Raw genomic sequence first — 13872 nt, 5'->3', positions numbered from 1 at the left:
TCGGACAGAACTCTCATTCATCACCCGTCTGAGTGGAACCGCTCTCAGGATGTGGACGGTCGCCAGAGATCCACGACACTGACGCCGACCTCCGCCAGCAGCTGCCGGACCAGGGGCAGGCTGAGCCCGATCACGCTGGACGGATCGCCTTCCACGCCTTCGATGAACCAGCCGCCGAGTGCGTCCAGGGTGAACGCACCGGCGACCTGCAGGGGTTCGCCGGTGGCCACGTAGGCGTCGATCTCGGCTTCGCTGGGCTGTCCGAAGTGGACGGTGGTGCGGCGGGTACCCGCGACCTGGGCGGTGCGCTGCCCGCCGTCGAGGCGGACCACCGCGTGCCCGGTGAGCAGCTCGCCGGAACTCCCGGCCATCTTGGCCCAGCGTGCCCGGGCGATCTCCGGGGTGGCCGGTTTGCCGGCCATCTCCCCGTGGATCGAGAGCATCGAATCGCAGGCGACGACGACCGCGTCCGGATGCGCCGCGGCGACCTGGTCCAGCACGGCGTGCCCTTTGGCGGTGGCGAGCGCGGTGACCAGTTCGTCCGGCGACGGGTCGGGGAGCGTGGCGGCGACCGCGTCTTCGTCGACGCCGGAGACGACCACGAGCGGGTCCAGGCCGGCGCTGCGCAGCAGTGCCAAACGGGCGGGGGACTGGGAGGCGAGAACGAGGCGCACGGCGGAAAGGTACCGCTGACGTGCTCGTTGCCGAATCGTGACCCACTGTGAAAGGGGGCAGGGTAACTTTGTTGTAGCCCACAACATATGGCTCTGCCGGGGTCGGTGGTCCCGGCCGTGACGGTGTCCGTACCGGCGCCGGGAGGGGACTGGTGCCGGATGGCCGTGCGAGGGAACCGATGACGGTGCGAGTGACGGAGTCGACCCCGGTGTTCCGATCCCGGGTGCCGTGGTGGGCGAAATCCCGGGTACGCAAGGACCGTACGGCCGCACCGCCGGCCCCGGCCGGCGGTGCGGAGACCGCTCCGTCCGTCCGCGACTGACCTGCTCCCGCGGTAGGACGTGCCGGTTTTCCCCGATCCGGTTCCCGCACCGGGCCGGGGAAACCGGCACGCTGCGGTCAGGTCGCCGACGCGGATTCCGGCCGGTTCGTGGCGCTCGGCCGCTCCGCGAGGGGCGTGATCCGCCGTAGCAGCGCGGCCGAGCACACGCCGAGCACCAGCACCGCGATGGGCAGCAGCAAGGTCACCCGCGCGGCGTCGGTGAGTCCATTGTGGACCGCGGTCTCGGCCAGCCTGCCCGCCTGTGCGGCGAGATCGGCGGGCAGCCCGGGAATCGGCCCCGGGCCGCCGGAGCCACCGAATTCCCCGCTGGCGGCCGCGGCGCGCGCGATGCCCTCGGCGAACGGTGCCCGGTACGGCTCGGGCAGCTGCGCTGCCGCGGTGGTCGCCTCGGTGGCGATCGAGGTGCTGATCCGGGCCTGCAGCAGTACCCCGACCGCGGCGCTGCCGAGCACCCCGCCGATCTGGCGGGCGGTGTTGAAGATGCCGGACGCGGTACCGGTCAGCTCACGCGGGACCGAGGCCATGGTGAGGTTGCTCATCGGCGAGAAGATGCAGCCGATGCCGAAGCCGCACACCACCAGCGCCGGGATCAGCGTGGCCGGCGAGGTGTCCGCGCGGGCCTGCCAGGAGATCAGCCCGAGTCCGAGCGCGAGCACGAAGAGCCCGCCCATCACCAGATACTTGCCGTTGATCCGGTCCGACGCGCGGCCGACGAACGGCGCGACCACCCCGGACATCAACGACATCGGCGCGGTGAGCAGCCCGGCCGCGGTGGGGCTGAGCCCGAGCACCGTCTGCAGGTAGATGACCACCGGCAGGAACATCCCGGTCAGGGTGAAGCCGACGGTGATCGCGGTGGCGGTGCCCGCGGAGAAGTTGCGGTTGCCGAACACCGCGAGCGGCAGCAGCGGTTCGCGCCGGTTGAAGTGCTGCCACACCACGAAACCGACCAGCAGCAGCACTCCGGCGGCGATGATCTCGAATACGGTGATCCCGCCGAAGACCGTGCCCCAGTCGTATTGCTGGCCGTTCTGCACGCCGTACACGACGCAGAACAGCCCGGCCCCGGACAGCAGAATGCCGGGCACGTCGAACGAGCGCGAGTGCTTCGGCTGCAGGTCCGGCACCAGCGCGAGGCTCAGCCCGATCGCGATCACGCCGATCGGCACGTTGACGTAGAAAATCCACTCCCAGCCGAAGTGCTGCACCAGCACGCCGCCGAGCAGCGGGCCGGTGATCGTGGCGAGCGCGGCGACCCCGCCCCAGGCGCCCATGGCCGTGCCGCGCTTGGCCGGCGGGAACAGGTGCGTGATGAACGTGAGCGTCTGCGGCGTGAGCAACGCGGCGCCGAGGCCCTGCACGCCACGGGCGGTGATCAGCATTTCGACGTTGCCCGACAGGGCGCACCACAGCGAGGAGGCGGTGAACACGACGAGCCCGGCGAGGAACACCCGCTTCGGTCCGAAGCGGTCGCCGAGCCTGCTGGTGAACAGCATCGGTACCGCGTAGGTGAGCAGGTAGACGCTGGTCACCCAGACCACCGCGTTCAGCTCGGCGTGCAGATCGCGCAGCATGGCGGGGATCGCGATCGACACGATGGTGGTGTCGAGCAGGATCATGAAGAAACCGAGGCACAGCGCGCCGAGCGCGGCCCATGGGTTAACCGGTCTTGCGGTCATGGCTTTCCTTGACGAGCTCGAGTTTCGGATCGGCGGCGTGGCCGCGCAACGGGATGCGGCCTTCGGACAGATCGGCGTAGAGCTGCTCGACCCAGGTCAGTTCGAACTCCCGGTGCGCGGCCGCATACCGGACGTCGAGCCAGTAGATCTCCGGGGTGCCGTCCCGGCGGACCCGTTCGAGGATCACCTGGTCGGCCGCGATGGCCGCGCGCAGCTTGGTGCTCCGGTGCTCCAGTTCGAGCAGCGCGGTCTCCCGCCCCAGCTCGTCGAGCACGGCGAGCCCACTGAGGATCTCGGGGTATTCCTCCGCGATGTCACCGACCATCTGGCGGGCCCGCTGGACGAACGCGTCCCGGCCGGCCTCGGTCATCGCGTAGACCGTGCGCTCCGGCCGCCTGCCGTCCCGCTGGGTCTCGATGATTTCGAGATAGTCGTTGCGCAGCAACCGATCCACGGTGTGGTAGAGCGAGCCGGCCTTGAGCTTCACACGATTGCCCGCGTACCGCTCCCGCATCAGCTGCGCCATCTCATAGGGGTGCATCGGCCGCTCGTGCAGCAGTTCGAGCACGGCGACCCCGAGCGGGGTCAGCTTGGGCGAAACCATGGCCGGCAGATCCTCCAGGTCGTTTATTCCATACGGACTATACGGCCCGGGGTATTGCTCTGGCCAGGACTATTCGCGCGGGCGGACGGTCGATTACTAGGAGTGTCGGAGAGATTACGTACGGTCGGAGTTCAAGCCGGTCAACCGCGTTAGCGCGGTGAATCCGCTGTCGGTGCCCGGCCAGTGGGCGCGGACCGCAGCGAGCCCGGAGCGGCGGACGACGCTGCGGAGCACGGCGGTGACGACGATGGCGTCGTCGGCGTAGCCGAGTATGGGAATGAAGTCGGGGATGAGATCGATCGGCGAGGCCAGGTAGATCAGCAGCAGCCCCAGCCGGATGCGGACTCCGCGTGGGAGGCTCTTGTCGGCGGCCAGGCGGCGGATCAGGCGCAGCAGGTCCGGCAGCAGGCGTATGGCCTCACGTAGCAGCCCTTTTCGTGGCCGCACCACGATCAGCACCACGATGAGCGCGAGCCAGGCTGCGACGAGGGCCGCGCCGACGCTCATCAGCAGGTCCCACCAGAACGAGCCGGTCACGCTCGCGGGCGGTGCGGCTCGGGATGTCCGCCCGGCCCTTCAGGGAGGTCCCGGTCGACGTGGTCGGCGTGGTGCAGTGCCTGGGCGAGCAACCGGCGGACGTGGTCGTCTGCCGCGGAGTAGAAGACGAATGTGCCTTCACGGCGGCCCTTCACGAGCCCGGCGAGCCGCAGCTTGGCCAGATGCTGCGACACCGCGGTGGGTGCCGCGCCGGCGAGTTCGGCGAGGCAGGCGACCGACGATTCGCCCTGCAGCAGCGCCCACAGCACCTTGATCCTGGTCGGATCGGCGAGCAGACGGAACGACTCGGCGGCCAGGTGCACCTGCTCCTCGTTGGGCATGTCGAACTCGGGCAGTGCGGAGTGCATGGGCCGAGCTTACTCGGTTGGCTGCTTGGGTAAGTATCTGCGTGCATACGCAGGTATGCTGGTACGGTGCGAACCCGATCGGCCGCGATCACGTCGCTACCCCTATGACCTGAGGATTGGCATGTCCGGATCATCTGAACACTCCATCGGCCACGGCCACGGCCACGGCCACGGCCACGGCCATGGGCATGGGCACGGCACTTCGGAGGTGCCGGTGGGCTGGTTCGCCCAGCGGTGGCAGGCGGTGCGACATGCGTTCACCCCGCATAGTCACGACAGCGCGGACCGGGTCGACGACGCGCTTGAGACCAGCCGGCGCGGGGTACAGGCGCTCGTGCGGTCGTTCCTGGCGTTGTTCGCCACCGCGGTCGTGCAGGTGGTGCTCGTGGCGATCACCGGGTCGGTCGCGCTGCTCGGCGACACCATCCACAACTTCGCCGACGCGCTCACCGCGCTACCGCTCGGGCTCGCGTTCCTGCTCGGGCGCAAGGCTGCGTCGCGGCGCTACACCTACGGACTCGGCCGCGCCGAGGATCTCGCCGGGGTGGCCGTCGTGCTGATCATCGCCGGTTCGGCCGCGCTGGCCGCTTACGAAGCGGTGCAGCGGCTGCTCGATCCGCAGCCGGTCGAGCACCTGTGGATCGTCGCGCTGGCCGGGGTCGTCGGGTTCGCGGGCAACGAGCTGGTCGCGCGGTACCGCATCACCGTCGGGCGGCAGATCGGTTCGGCCGCGCTCGTCGCGGACGGCCTGCACGCTCGTACGGACGGGTTCACCTCGCTTGCCGTGGTGTTCGGCGCGCTGGGTGTCTGGGCAGGTTTCCCGATGGCCGACCCGATCATCGGGCTGGTCATCACGGCCGCGATCCTGCTGGTACTGCGCGACGCGGCGAAGGAGGTCTTCCGCCGCCTTCTCGACGGCGTGGAACCCTCCACTGTGGACCGTGCGGAGGAGGCCGCCCGCGCGGTTCCCGGCGTGCACGACGTTGCTGATCTCCGGATGCGGTGGATCGGGCACCGGCTGCACGCGGAACTCGCCATCCGCGTCGACGACACCCTCACCATCGACCAGGCGCACCGGTTGGCGCACGAGGTCGAGGACCACCTCCGGCGCGCAACTCCCCGCCTGGCCGCGGCGACCGTGCACACCGAGCCCGCGCTCACTCGCTGAGCCGGGCCGCCTGCCGCAGCTCCCCCTGGCGGCGCGGGTTTTGCTTGCCCGTAAAGAGAACCAGCCCGCGACGCCGGTGCCGACGGTGAGCGCTGCGGCACTCAGCCCGAAAGACCAGTGCACGCCCACGGCGGAGCCGAGGATGCCGACAGTGAACCCGCTGCCGGCGCGGAGGCCGCTCGCGGACACGTTGTACACACCGATCACGCGCCCGCGTTCGGCCGGCTTCGCCAGCAGCTGCACCACGGTCTGGCCGATCGACATCGACGCAAGGTTCGCCACCCCACCGATCAACAGCAGCACGACGGCGATCGGATAGCTGGCAGCCATCGCGAAGAACAGGCTGGACATGCCGTACACCGCGGTGCTCACCGCAGCGGCCGGACGCTCGGCTTTAGCTTGCTAGTCGCCTCCAGCAGGATGCCGCCGAGTACGCCCGCCGACGCCGTTGGCGAACAGCAGCACGCCGTTCGCGGTACCAGCGCTGCCCGCGCCGAGATCTTGGACGAAGATCGGCATGGAGGTCTGCATCGAAGCGCCCACGAAAGAACGAGGCAAATTCGGCAGGCACTAGCGTGGAGGAATGGATGGACCGAGCGGTGCCGGCGCGGAGCTGGAGTACGGCGACTATTACCGTCAGCACTCGCTGTGCGCGACGGCTCCAAGATGATCGGCCTGTTCGACAAGCTGGCTGAGCACAGGGAGCCGTGCTCAGCCGATATGCGCGGTGTGGCTGCGGCGGACGATGGGCAGGCGGCTGCTGTGTTGGCGGCGCAGGGTCTTGCGTATGAGGAGATGCTGGCGGCTGGTGGTCCGGACGATTCTCGTGGGTGGGTCGAGTACGAGGCCTTGACGCGCCGCCACGCTGGGCTGATGGCCTGGGATCTGTTTCCTGTGTGACGGTGGTCCTTTTCCGGTGAACCGGCCACCTCTGTGTGACTGGTTCGCTACGGTGCTTGTCGGTAAGTGCGTACGGACTGTCCTGTGGGCGGGCGTAGATCATTGGAGGGGTAGGGGCAGTGTCTCAACCTGTACAGGGGCCGGGGTGGCTTGACGGGCTGGCGTTCAATATCAACGACGCTTTCGGCGCGGGAGGTGCCGCGGTGGGTGGCGGTGCATCAGGTGGGGGTGGTTCGCCGGGTGGTCCGGGGTTCACGATGAGCCGTGATGACGCGTTGTCGATGCTGAAGCTGGCCAAAACCGTCCGAGACTACTTCCGCAAGATGCGGCAAAGAGCGTACAACCTGACGCAGCTGACGTCTCCGGCGAATGAGCCGGGCAGTAACGGTTACAACAAGCTGCTGGTCAACCGCGGTGAGCCGAAGGGCACGTTCGTCCTTGGTGAGGAGCAGGTCAACCAGGAGTACGCCTATGCCAAGGAGCTGGTGCATCGGCTGGAGAAGGCGCTGGGGATCACCGAGGCATCGGATGAGCAGGCTACATCCGATGTGAAGGACGCGGGCACGCAGGGTGGGGGGTTCGCGGTATGACGCGCCGAACGCTCGCGACCGGTCTGGGTGCGACTGTGGTCGTGGCGGTTGCTGCGGGATGTTCGGGGGGGCCGGTGGCTGCTCCGGCGAGCAGCGCGCCGGTGCCGGCGTCGTCGGCTGCGGCGTTGCCGCATAGCGGGGCGCCGAAAGTGGAGCGTCCGTTGCCGGCGTCGGTGCTGTCCGGGCCGCCCTGTCAGGAGGCGCTGACCTCGGACCAGCTCAAGCAGATTTTCGGCATGGTGCCCCAAGGCAAACCGGACACACTCCCCGGAATCGGCCCAGAGTGCGATTGGAGCAACATCGACGCCGGGGCGGGGTTAGGGATTTACTACGCGACGCAGCCTCGTCAGGGGCTGAGTGGGCTGTACCAGAACACAAAACCGCGGTCCAAGCTGTGGCGGGAGCTGTCGCCTATTCAGGGGTTTCCCGCTGTTGCGTCTTCGTCGGTCAGCGCGGGCGATAAGAATGGTTTCTGCCAGGTGAGCGTGGGCATCACTGACGAGTCGTCGGTTGATGTGTCGCTGACGCCCAGCGATGCCAAGCTGGCCGCGGGGGTTGATCCGTGTGTCCTGTCGGAGCGGGTGGCGGGCATGGTGGTCACGAACCTGAAGCGCAAGGCGGGTGCGTGATGTCGTTCTTCGATGTGGTCGGCGACGCGGCGAAAGCCGTGGGGAATGCGTTGGAAGACGGCGGAGACTGGGTCGGGGACCTGGCCGAGGACGTGGGGCACTGGTTCGGTGACCTCTATCACGGCAATCTCGGGGATAATGCGGTCCCGGCTCCGGAGCTGGTGGCGAAGATCCTGGCCAGCCAGGGTGCGCAGAGCTGGCATCAGGGTGCTCAGCAGGCCACCAGCATGGCGAGTGACCACGATCAGGCCGGCGCGTGGGTGCAGCAGTTGAGCGCTGGATTGGAGTCGGCGTGGACCGGCGGCGGGGCGGATGCGGCGCAGGCGCGGATCAAGCCGTTCGCGGACGCCACCACTGCGGCCGCCACGACCTATACCGGCAACAGCCAGAACCTGACCGATCTCGCGCACGGGTTCGACGCGATGAAGCAGAGCCTGCAGCCGATGCCGGGTGCTCCGCCGCACAAGAACCTCTGGGACGAGGCGACGTGGTGGGACACCGACACCGAGGACCAGATCAACCAGTACAACAAGATGGTCAAGGAGAACCTCGACCGGTATCACGGCTATACCCAGCACGCCCAGACCAGCGGGCAGACACTCGCCACGGACTACGGCCAGCTGACTGCTTTCGACAGCGACGTAACCCTTTCCCAGCCTGACACGAAGGCGACGGGCGGTCCGGACGACGAGCACGGACCCGTTGGTCACCCCCGGTCGGCGTTCGGGCCGTCGCACACACGCGGCGGGCCGTCGACCACCTTCACCCCGAATTCCCCCGGCAGCACGCCTCCCCCTCCCGGTTCGAGCGGCCCCTTGCCGACCTCCCAGTCGCCGAACCACCCGGTGGGAACCGGGCCGGGCGACGGCACGACCGCGGCGGCATGGACACCGCCCAACCCGAACCGGACGACCGGACCGGGCTCGGGCTGGGTTCCCTCGCCCTCGATTCCGGCTGGCGGGGGCGGGAACTCGTGGTCGCCGGCCTTGGCAGCCGGGTTCGGCCCCATCGGCGGGTCGGCTGGTGGGTTCGGCCCGACGGGCGGCTCCGGCAGCGGCGGTGCATCCGAGCCCGGCGGTGGCTCAGGCTCCGGCGGTCGGGGAGGAAACGCTGCGGGCCGGCTGGGTGCCGGAGGGCGCACCGGTGGCACCGTCGAGGGAGGGGCGGGTCACGGCTCGCCCGCGACCGGTGCCGGGGCGCGGAATGCGGCAGGGTCGCGCGGCGGGTCCGGTATGGGCGGCATGGGTGCGGCCGGTGGCCGGGGCGGCAAGGGCGAGGAAGACAAGGAACACCAGCGCCGCTACGGGGTGGATGACGATTCCGCGTTCGACATCACCGACGATGAGGACGGCCGATTGCGCGACCCGCGCACCGGGCTCCCGCCCACGCCCCCGACCATCGGCGGCTGACGCGAACCGATGACGATTCTCGACCGGCCGGTGCGCATTCCGCGCCCGGCGTTCTTTGTCGCGTGGAACCACGTCGGCGGGGGCACGTTGCCCGCCGTCATCGACCCGGGCGACACCTACGCGACCGCGGACTTCTCCCGGGAACTGGAACAACGCACGCTGTCCCGGTTCGAGGGGTTGCGGCTGGCGACACCGGAGGGACGGCTGACTCCCTCGTTCCGGGCGACGCTGGAGCTGCTCGCCGCGGCCGAAAGGGAGCTGTACTCCTGGACCTCGTTCGTCCACCGCCCAGACGACAATGGTGCTGTGCTCGTCGCTTCCGCAGGCCGCGACGCCGTCCGGCTGATCACCGACCACCGCTCGATCCAGCTCGACCCGATCCCGGCGCACGAACTGGCGGCAAGCCTCGTCGGCGCCTTGCCCGACTACACGCCCGCCAGGATCAGCCACTTGCGGGTGCCGACGGCCTACTTTTACGGTCGAGGCGTCGACCCGCTCTCGGAAGCATCCGGGCAAGCCGACCAGATGCGGCACCTCGTCCGCACTGAACGCGTTGCCGTGCACAAGCTCTACGCCGCCACCCGCCACGGCGGCAACCGCGTCCGCAGCAGTCCGCTCACCGTCTACGACCTCACCCGGACCGGGCGCATCCTCGCCTTCGCCCGCACCGACAACAGCGGCGCACAGGAAGCAGCCATGTGTCCAGGCAACCGCGCCACGCTCATCGACTCCCTCAACCTCACCCTCAGCGGGCTCGCCTGAGGACCTTGGCAGGTTCCTCGCGGACCGGGCAGGGGTGGCCAAGCAGACCAGCTGCCGCCGGTGGCCGTCCAAAGTGGACATTCTGAGGGATGCCCTGGCCGAGGACCTCGCCGACGAGCTGGTCCCGCCCGGCCACGCCGACCTGCGCGAGTACCTCGTCACCGTGGCCGGATTCCTCACCACCACCGCCGACGCCGGGGCAATGCTCCGGGTCCTGCTCGGCCAGGCCCAGCACGATCCGGACCTCGCCGCGCGTCTGCGGACGGAACATCTGCGTGGCCGGCACGCCCCGCGACCGGCTGCCCTTCGACCGCGCCGCCGAGCGCGGGGAACTCCCGGCGGATTTCGAGGTGGCGCAGGCGGTCGAGCAGCCGCCGGCACCACCGGCGCCCCCGTACCGCGCGAGTTCACCGATGCACTGGTCGAGCGATTTTTCGGCGGGCCCGGCCGGGACGGGTAAGATCTTGAGGTCATGGAAGCAGTGTTCTGGCTGCTCGGCATGGCTGTGTTAGCGGTGCTTACCGGAGTCGCGATCCGGTCCTTCCAGGGCCGGGTCGATCGGCTGGACCGGCGCTTCCGCGCGTCCGAGCAGGCGGACCGCTGGCGGTTTCTGCAAGGCCGGTGGCAGCAGGTCCCCAAGGCGCGGCTCGCGACCGTGTCGCAGGTGCACGAGCTCACCCGGACGGGTGGCTGCCTGATCCGCATCGAATGGACCGACCGTCACGAGGTCCAGGATGTGGAGATCGTCCACGACCAGGTCGAACCGGGCGATTTCCTGCTGCTGCGCGGTATCCGGCCGGGCGGGGTGGTCACCCGGGAGGAGCTGCTGGCCCGCGCGGGCGCGGATGCTCCGGATGAGGCTGAGCACCGGCGCTGACCGCAAGGGCACTCGCTGAGAACTCTTGAGAACTCAGCTAGGCGTGGCCGGCGCTGGCCACGAGCTCTCGCCTGAGGAAAGCGTGGGTGCTCACCTTGTCTGCTTTTCCGGGGAGGGGGCAGCGATTTCTCCGGCGCGATGACGCCGCTGCCCCAGCGCGAAGGGGAACAGCCGGAACAGCTGGGCGGCGAGTCGTGCGATGGCATCGAGGACTTCGACCTGTTTGTCCGGCGGCGCCTTCCGCTGTGCTTGCCGCGCGAGGTAACCGAAGACGGCCATCAGCAGAACATAGGCTGAGGTGGCGCCGATCACCAGAACGACGAGGGCGATCATGTGAATCGCCGTGGTCCGTCGGACCGCACGGTCTGCAGCGGGTGGCCGGTGTCGGTGATCGTCCAGAAGGTCCACCCGTTACGGTTGCTCCGCACCTCGGGGTTCAAGTGCTGCACGAGCGCCATGGCCGCTCCGCTCGGCGATTTGAAGGACTGGCCGGTGAGCGGGCCTTCGGTGATCGTCAGGTACCGCGTGCGCACATCGAAGGAACCTTTGACGAGCTTGCCCTCGTAGGTCGCGTGGACCTCGAGCCGGTCTGGCTCGGCCGGCTCGGGCACGGCCGCATCGACCTGCATAAAGGCATTCAGCAAGCGGTCGATGACAGCGTCGGCAGAGGTCTGCCAAGCCGACTGGAGCAGACGTACGCGCGCCAGAGTCTCGTCTGAGACCTCAATAGTCCTGGTGTTGGCCACGACCCCTCTTCTGCTGACAGGTGAAAGCGGGTGGTTGTCAGCAGTGAGAGTAGCACTATTTTAGAATGAATAGAAGCCTGAGGACTGTCGAGACCTCAGTGCGGCAGCGCCGACGCCCTCCAGGCACCTTCGCCGGGCGTCAGCGGAGCACGCGTACTCCGCTGACGGTCATTCCACCACGACGTACGCCGCCGCTTCGGTGCCGGAGTGGTCGCAGTGGCGGCTGCGGCGACGACGGCGGTGAGGGCGGCCAGTTCGGCGTCGTCCGGGTTGCCGCGTATTACGCGGAGCAGGGGAGCGTCGCTCATCGAAGCCTCACAGGGGGATGTTGCCGTGCTTCTTGGGGGGCAGGGACTCTCGCTTCGTACGCAACAGAGTGAGCGCCTTCGCGATGTGAGCGCGAGTGTGTGCAGGAGCGATCACTGAGTCGACATAGCCACGCTCGGCAGCCGCGTACGGGTTCAGCAGCGTGTCCTCGTACTCCTGGATGAGGTCGGCGCGCAGGGTGTCGACGTCTTGGCCCTCTTTGGCCGCATTCGCGAGGGTCTTGCGGTGCACGATGTTCGCGGCGCCTTGCGCGCCCATCACTGCGACCTGCGCGGTCGGCCACGCCAGGTTCACGTCCGCGCCGAGGTGCTTCGAGCCCATCACGTCGTACGCGCCGCCGTACGCCTTGCGCGTGATCACGGTGATCAGTGGGACGGTGGCTTCGGCGTAGGCGTAGATCAGCTTCGCGCCACGGCGGATGATGCCGTTCCACTCCTGATCGGTGCCGGGCAGGAAGCCGGGTACGTCGACGAAGGTGAGTACGGGGATGTTGAACGCGTCGCAGGTCCGTACGAAGCGCGCGGCCTTCTCGGAAGCGTCGATGTCGAGACAGCCGGCGAATTGCGTCGGCTGGTTCGCCACCACGCCCACGCTCTGGCCGTCCACCCTGCCGAAGCCGACGAGGATGTTCGGCGCGAACAGTTCCTGTACCTCAAGGAACTCACCGTCGTCGAGTACGCGGGCGATGACCTCGTGCATGTCGTACGGCGTGTTCGGCGAGTCCGGGATGAGTGTGTCCAGCTCGCGGTCGGTCTCGGTGGCGTCGTCGAAGAAGCCCGCGGGTGGCTGCTCGGCGTCGAACTCCGGCGGCTCGGACAGGTTGTTCTGCGGCAGGTAGGAGAGCAGTTCTTTGACGTAGGCGATGGCGTCCTCGTCGTCGGAGCCGAGGTAGTGCGCGACGCCGGACTTGGTGTTGTGCGTACGCCCGCCGCCCAGCTCCTCGAAGGTGACGTCTTCACCGGTCACCGTCTTCACCACGTCCGGGCCGGTGATGAACATCTGCGAGGTCTCGTCGACCATCACCACGAAGTCGGTGAGTGCCGGCGAGTACACGTGCCCGCCCGCGTTCGCGCCCATGATCAGAGAGATCTGCGGGATCACGCCGGAGGCCAAGGTGTTGCGCCGGAAGATCTCGCCGTACAGGCCGAGCGAGACCACGCCTTCCTGGATCCGCGCGCCGCCGCCTTCGTTGATGCCGATGATCGGGCGCCCGGTCTTGATCGCCAGGTCCATCACCTTGACGATCTTCTCGCCGTACACCTCGCCGAGCGCGCCGCCGAACACCGTGACGTCCTGGCTGAACACGCACACCGGCCGTCCGTCGACAGTGCCGTAGCCGGTGACCACGCCGTCGCCGTACGGACGATTCTTCTCCAACCCGAAGTTGGTGGAGCGGTGCCGCGCCAGCTCGTCGAGCTCGACGAAGGAGCCTTCATCGAGCAGCAGTTCGATCCGCTCACGCGCGGTCTTCTTCCCCTTCGCGTGCTGCTTCTCGATGGCGCGGTCCGAACCGGCGTGCACCGCCTCGTCGTAACGGCGGTACAGATCCGCGAGCTTGCCGGCCGTCGTGTGGATGTCCGGTTCTCCCTCGGGCGGTGTCCCGAGCGGCTGCGTCGCACTGCTCATGAAGCGGAGCTTAACTACTGTGTGGTCGCTCCGCGTGTGGCGTAGACCTCCCTCAAGTGAAGGGCCCCTTCACGGACTCAGAGTCTGTGAAGGGGCCCTTCACAGACCTCCGCGGTGGCGGCGCAGGGCCCCTCACACCGACTTTGCCGACACCCTGGATTCAGAGTCCGTGAAGGGCCCCTTCGCGGACCTTCACGGACCTTGAATCGGCGAGCCGGGCGTCCAGCGCGTCAAGGCAGACGTCCCAGCCGGTGGCGTGGCGGCCGGCGGCCAGCCGTCGATCGCGGACTCGCCGCGGTTGAGGGTGTGCGTGAATTCGAGGTGGCTGCCTTCGCCCGCCGGGGTCACCTCGATCCGGAACACGTCGGAATTCCAGGCGAACTCGAAGACCGACGGCGGGTCGTAGACCAGGATCTCGCCTTCGGAACTGTCCCCGGTCTCGGTGAAGGTGAACACCAGCCGCGCACCGGCCGCGGGCGGTTCGGGCACGGTGACCGCGGTGGGAAACCAGTGCGCGAGTTCGTCGGGGCTGGTGACTGCGTGTCACACCTTCCCTGGAGGGTGGGACAGCCGCCGGGTCAGCTTCACGCGGGGCTGGCCGGAGCCGGTGGTCTGCAGCTCGGGGGACATGA

Annotated in this window: 18 protein-coding genes and 1 pseudogene; 8 read left to right on the top strand and 11 right to left on the bottom strand. The window is 68.5% G+C overall.

What is annotated here, in order from left to right; genetic code table 11:
• Positions 1 to 44: 44 nt before the first annotated feature.
• The 5 genes from ATK36_RS12070 to ATK36_RS12050 form a co-directional block, all read right to left on the bottom strand.
• A complete protein-coding gene (locus ATK36_RS12070; protein WP_098511347.1) occupies positions 45 to 674 on the bottom strand; it encodes a Maf family protein in 630 nt (209 codons plus the stop codon).
• Between the two features lie 400 nt (positions 675 to 1074).
• Positions 1075 to 2697, bottom strand: coding sequence for a DHA2 family efflux MFS transporter permease subunit (locus tag ATK36_RS12065; RefSeq protein ID WP_098511346.1), 1623 nt, complete (start codon positions 2695 to 2697; stop codon positions 1075 to 1077).
• Complete coding sequence (locus ATK36_RS12060; RefSeq protein WP_098511345.1) at positions 2678 to 3301, bottom strand: PadR family transcriptional regulator; 624 nt, start codon at positions 3299 to 3301, stop codon at positions 2678 to 2680. Before ATK36_RS12060 ends, ATK36_RS12065 begins: the two co-directional genes overlap by 20 nt.
• A 114-nt stretch (positions 3302 to 3415) precedes the next feature.
• Complete coding sequence (locus tag ATK36_RS12055; RefSeq protein ID WP_098511344.1) at positions 3416 to 3838, bottom strand: YkvA family protein; 423 nt, start codon at positions 3836 to 3838, stop codon at positions 3416 to 3418.
• A complete protein-coding gene (locus ATK36_RS12050; protein ID WP_098511343.1) occupies positions 3835 to 4206 on the bottom strand; it encodes an ArsR/SmtB family transcription factor in 372 nt (123 codons plus the stop codon). The genes ATK36_RS12055 and ATK36_RS12050 overlap by 4 nt, the downstream gene beginning before the upstream one ends.
• Positions 4207 to 4327: 121 nt before the next feature.
• On the opposite strand from ATK36_RS12050, the gene ATK36_RS12045 reads away from it, so the two are divergent.
• Positions 4328 to 5374 (top strand): cation diffusion facilitator family transporter, encoded by a 1047-nt coding sequence (locus ATK36_RS12045; RefSeq protein WP_098511341.1) that lies wholly within the window; start codon positions 4328 to 4330, stop codon positions 5372 to 5374.
• An 84-nt stretch (positions 5375 to 5458) separates the two neighbouring features.
• On the opposite strand, the pseudogene ATK36_RS33490 reads toward ATK36_RS12045, so the two are convergent.
• A pseudogene (locus ATK36_RS33490) lies at positions 5459 to 5704 on the bottom strand (MFS transporter); the annotation flags it as partial.
• A 318-nt stretch (positions 5705 to 6022) separates the two neighbouring features.
• On the opposite strand from ATK36_RS33490, the gene ATK36_RS12035 reads away from it, so the two are divergent.
• The 7 genes from ATK36_RS12035 to ATK36_RS12005 all read left to right on the top strand — a co-directional run bounded on the left by ATK36_RS12035 (position 6023) and on the right by ATK36_RS12005 (position 10541).
• Positions 6023 to 6274, top strand: a complete 252-nt coding sequence (locus ATK36_RS12035) for a hypothetical protein (RefSeq protein WP_098511340.1) — start codon at positions 6023 to 6025, stop codon at positions 6272 to 6274.
• 257 nt (positions 6275 to 6531) lie between these two features.
• Positions 6532 to 6864: a hypothetical protein gene (locus tag ATK36_RS12030; RefSeq protein WP_098511338.1), complete on the top strand. Its 333-nt coding sequence runs from the start codon at positions 6532 to 6534 to the stop codon at positions 6862 to 6864.
• Positions 6861 to 7493 (top strand): DUF3558 domain-containing protein, encoded by a 633-nt coding sequence (locus tag ATK36_RS12025; protein WP_098511337.1) that lies wholly within the window; start codon positions 6861 to 6863, stop codon positions 7491 to 7493. The genes ATK36_RS12030 and ATK36_RS12025 overlap by 4 nt, the downstream gene beginning before the upstream one ends.
• Positions 7493 to 8902: a hypothetical protein gene (locus ATK36_RS12020; protein ID WP_098511336.1), complete on the top strand. Its 1410-nt coding sequence runs from the start codon at positions 7493 to 7495 to the stop codon at positions 8900 to 8902. The genes ATK36_RS12025 and ATK36_RS12020 overlap by 1 nt, the downstream gene beginning before the upstream one ends.
• Before the next feature lie 9 nt (positions 8903 to 8911).
• Entirely contained in the window at positions 8912 to 9664 is a 753-nt protein-coding gene (locus tag ATK36_RS12015) for an ESX secretion-associated protein EspG (protein WP_098511334.1), read from the top strand.
• A 34-nt stretch (positions 9665 to 9698) separates the two neighbouring features.
• Entirely contained in the window at positions 9699 to 10124 is a 426-nt protein-coding gene (locus ATK36_RS12010; RefSeq protein WP_098511333.1) for a TetR family transcriptional regulator C-terminal domain-containing protein, read from the top strand.
• A gap of 12 nt (positions 10125 to 10136) precedes the next feature.
• Positions 10137 to 10541: a hypothetical protein gene (locus tag ATK36_RS12005; RefSeq protein ID WP_098511332.1), complete on the top strand. Its 405-nt coding sequence runs from the start codon at positions 10137 to 10139 to the stop codon at positions 10539 to 10541.
• Positions 10542 to 10631: 90 nt separating this feature from the next.
• On the opposite strand, the gene ATK36_RS12000 is transcribed toward ATK36_RS12005, so the two are convergent.
• The 5 genes from ATK36_RS12000 to ATK36_RS33485 all read right to left on the bottom strand — a co-directional run bounded on the left by ATK36_RS12000 (position 10632) and on the right by ATK36_RS33485 (position 13729).
• Complete coding sequence (locus ATK36_RS12000; protein ID WP_098511331.1) at positions 10632 to 10874, bottom strand: hypothetical protein; 243 nt, start codon at positions 10872 to 10874, stop codon at positions 10632 to 10634.
• Entirely contained in the window at positions 10871 to 11287 is a 417-nt protein-coding gene (locus tag ATK36_RS11995; RefSeq protein ID WP_141544423.1) for a hypothetical protein, read from the bottom strand. Before ATK36_RS11995 ends, ATK36_RS12000 begins: the two co-directional genes overlap by 4 nt.
• A 95-nt stretch (positions 11288 to 11382) precedes the next feature.
• Complete coding sequence (locus tag ATK36_RS11990) at positions 11383 to 11595, bottom strand: acyl-CoA carboxylase subunit epsilon (RefSeq protein ID WP_098511329.1); 213 nt, start codon at positions 11593 to 11595, stop codon at positions 11383 to 11385.
• Between the two features lie 7 nt (positions 11596 to 11602).
• Positions 11603 to 13240 (bottom strand): acyl-CoA carboxylase subunit beta, encoded by a 1638-nt coding sequence (locus tag ATK36_RS11985; protein ID WP_098511328.1) that lies wholly within the window; start codon positions 13238 to 13240, stop codon positions 11603 to 11605.
• Between the two features lie 192 nt (positions 13241 to 13432).
• Positions 13433 to 13729 (bottom strand): SRPBCC family protein, encoded by a 297-nt coding sequence (locus ATK36_RS33485; RefSeq protein ID WP_245914651.1) that lies wholly within the window; start codon positions 13727 to 13729, stop codon positions 13433 to 13435.
• Between the last annotated feature and the right edge of the window lie 143 nt (positions 13730 to 13872).

The organism is Amycolatopsis sulphurea (genome assembly GCF_002564045.1).
GTDB lineage: Bacteria > Actinomycetota > Actinomycetes > Mycobacteriales > Pseudonocardiaceae > Amycolatopsis > Amycolatopsis sulphurea.
This window is presented reverse-complemented; position numbering and strand designations above follow the sequence as displayed.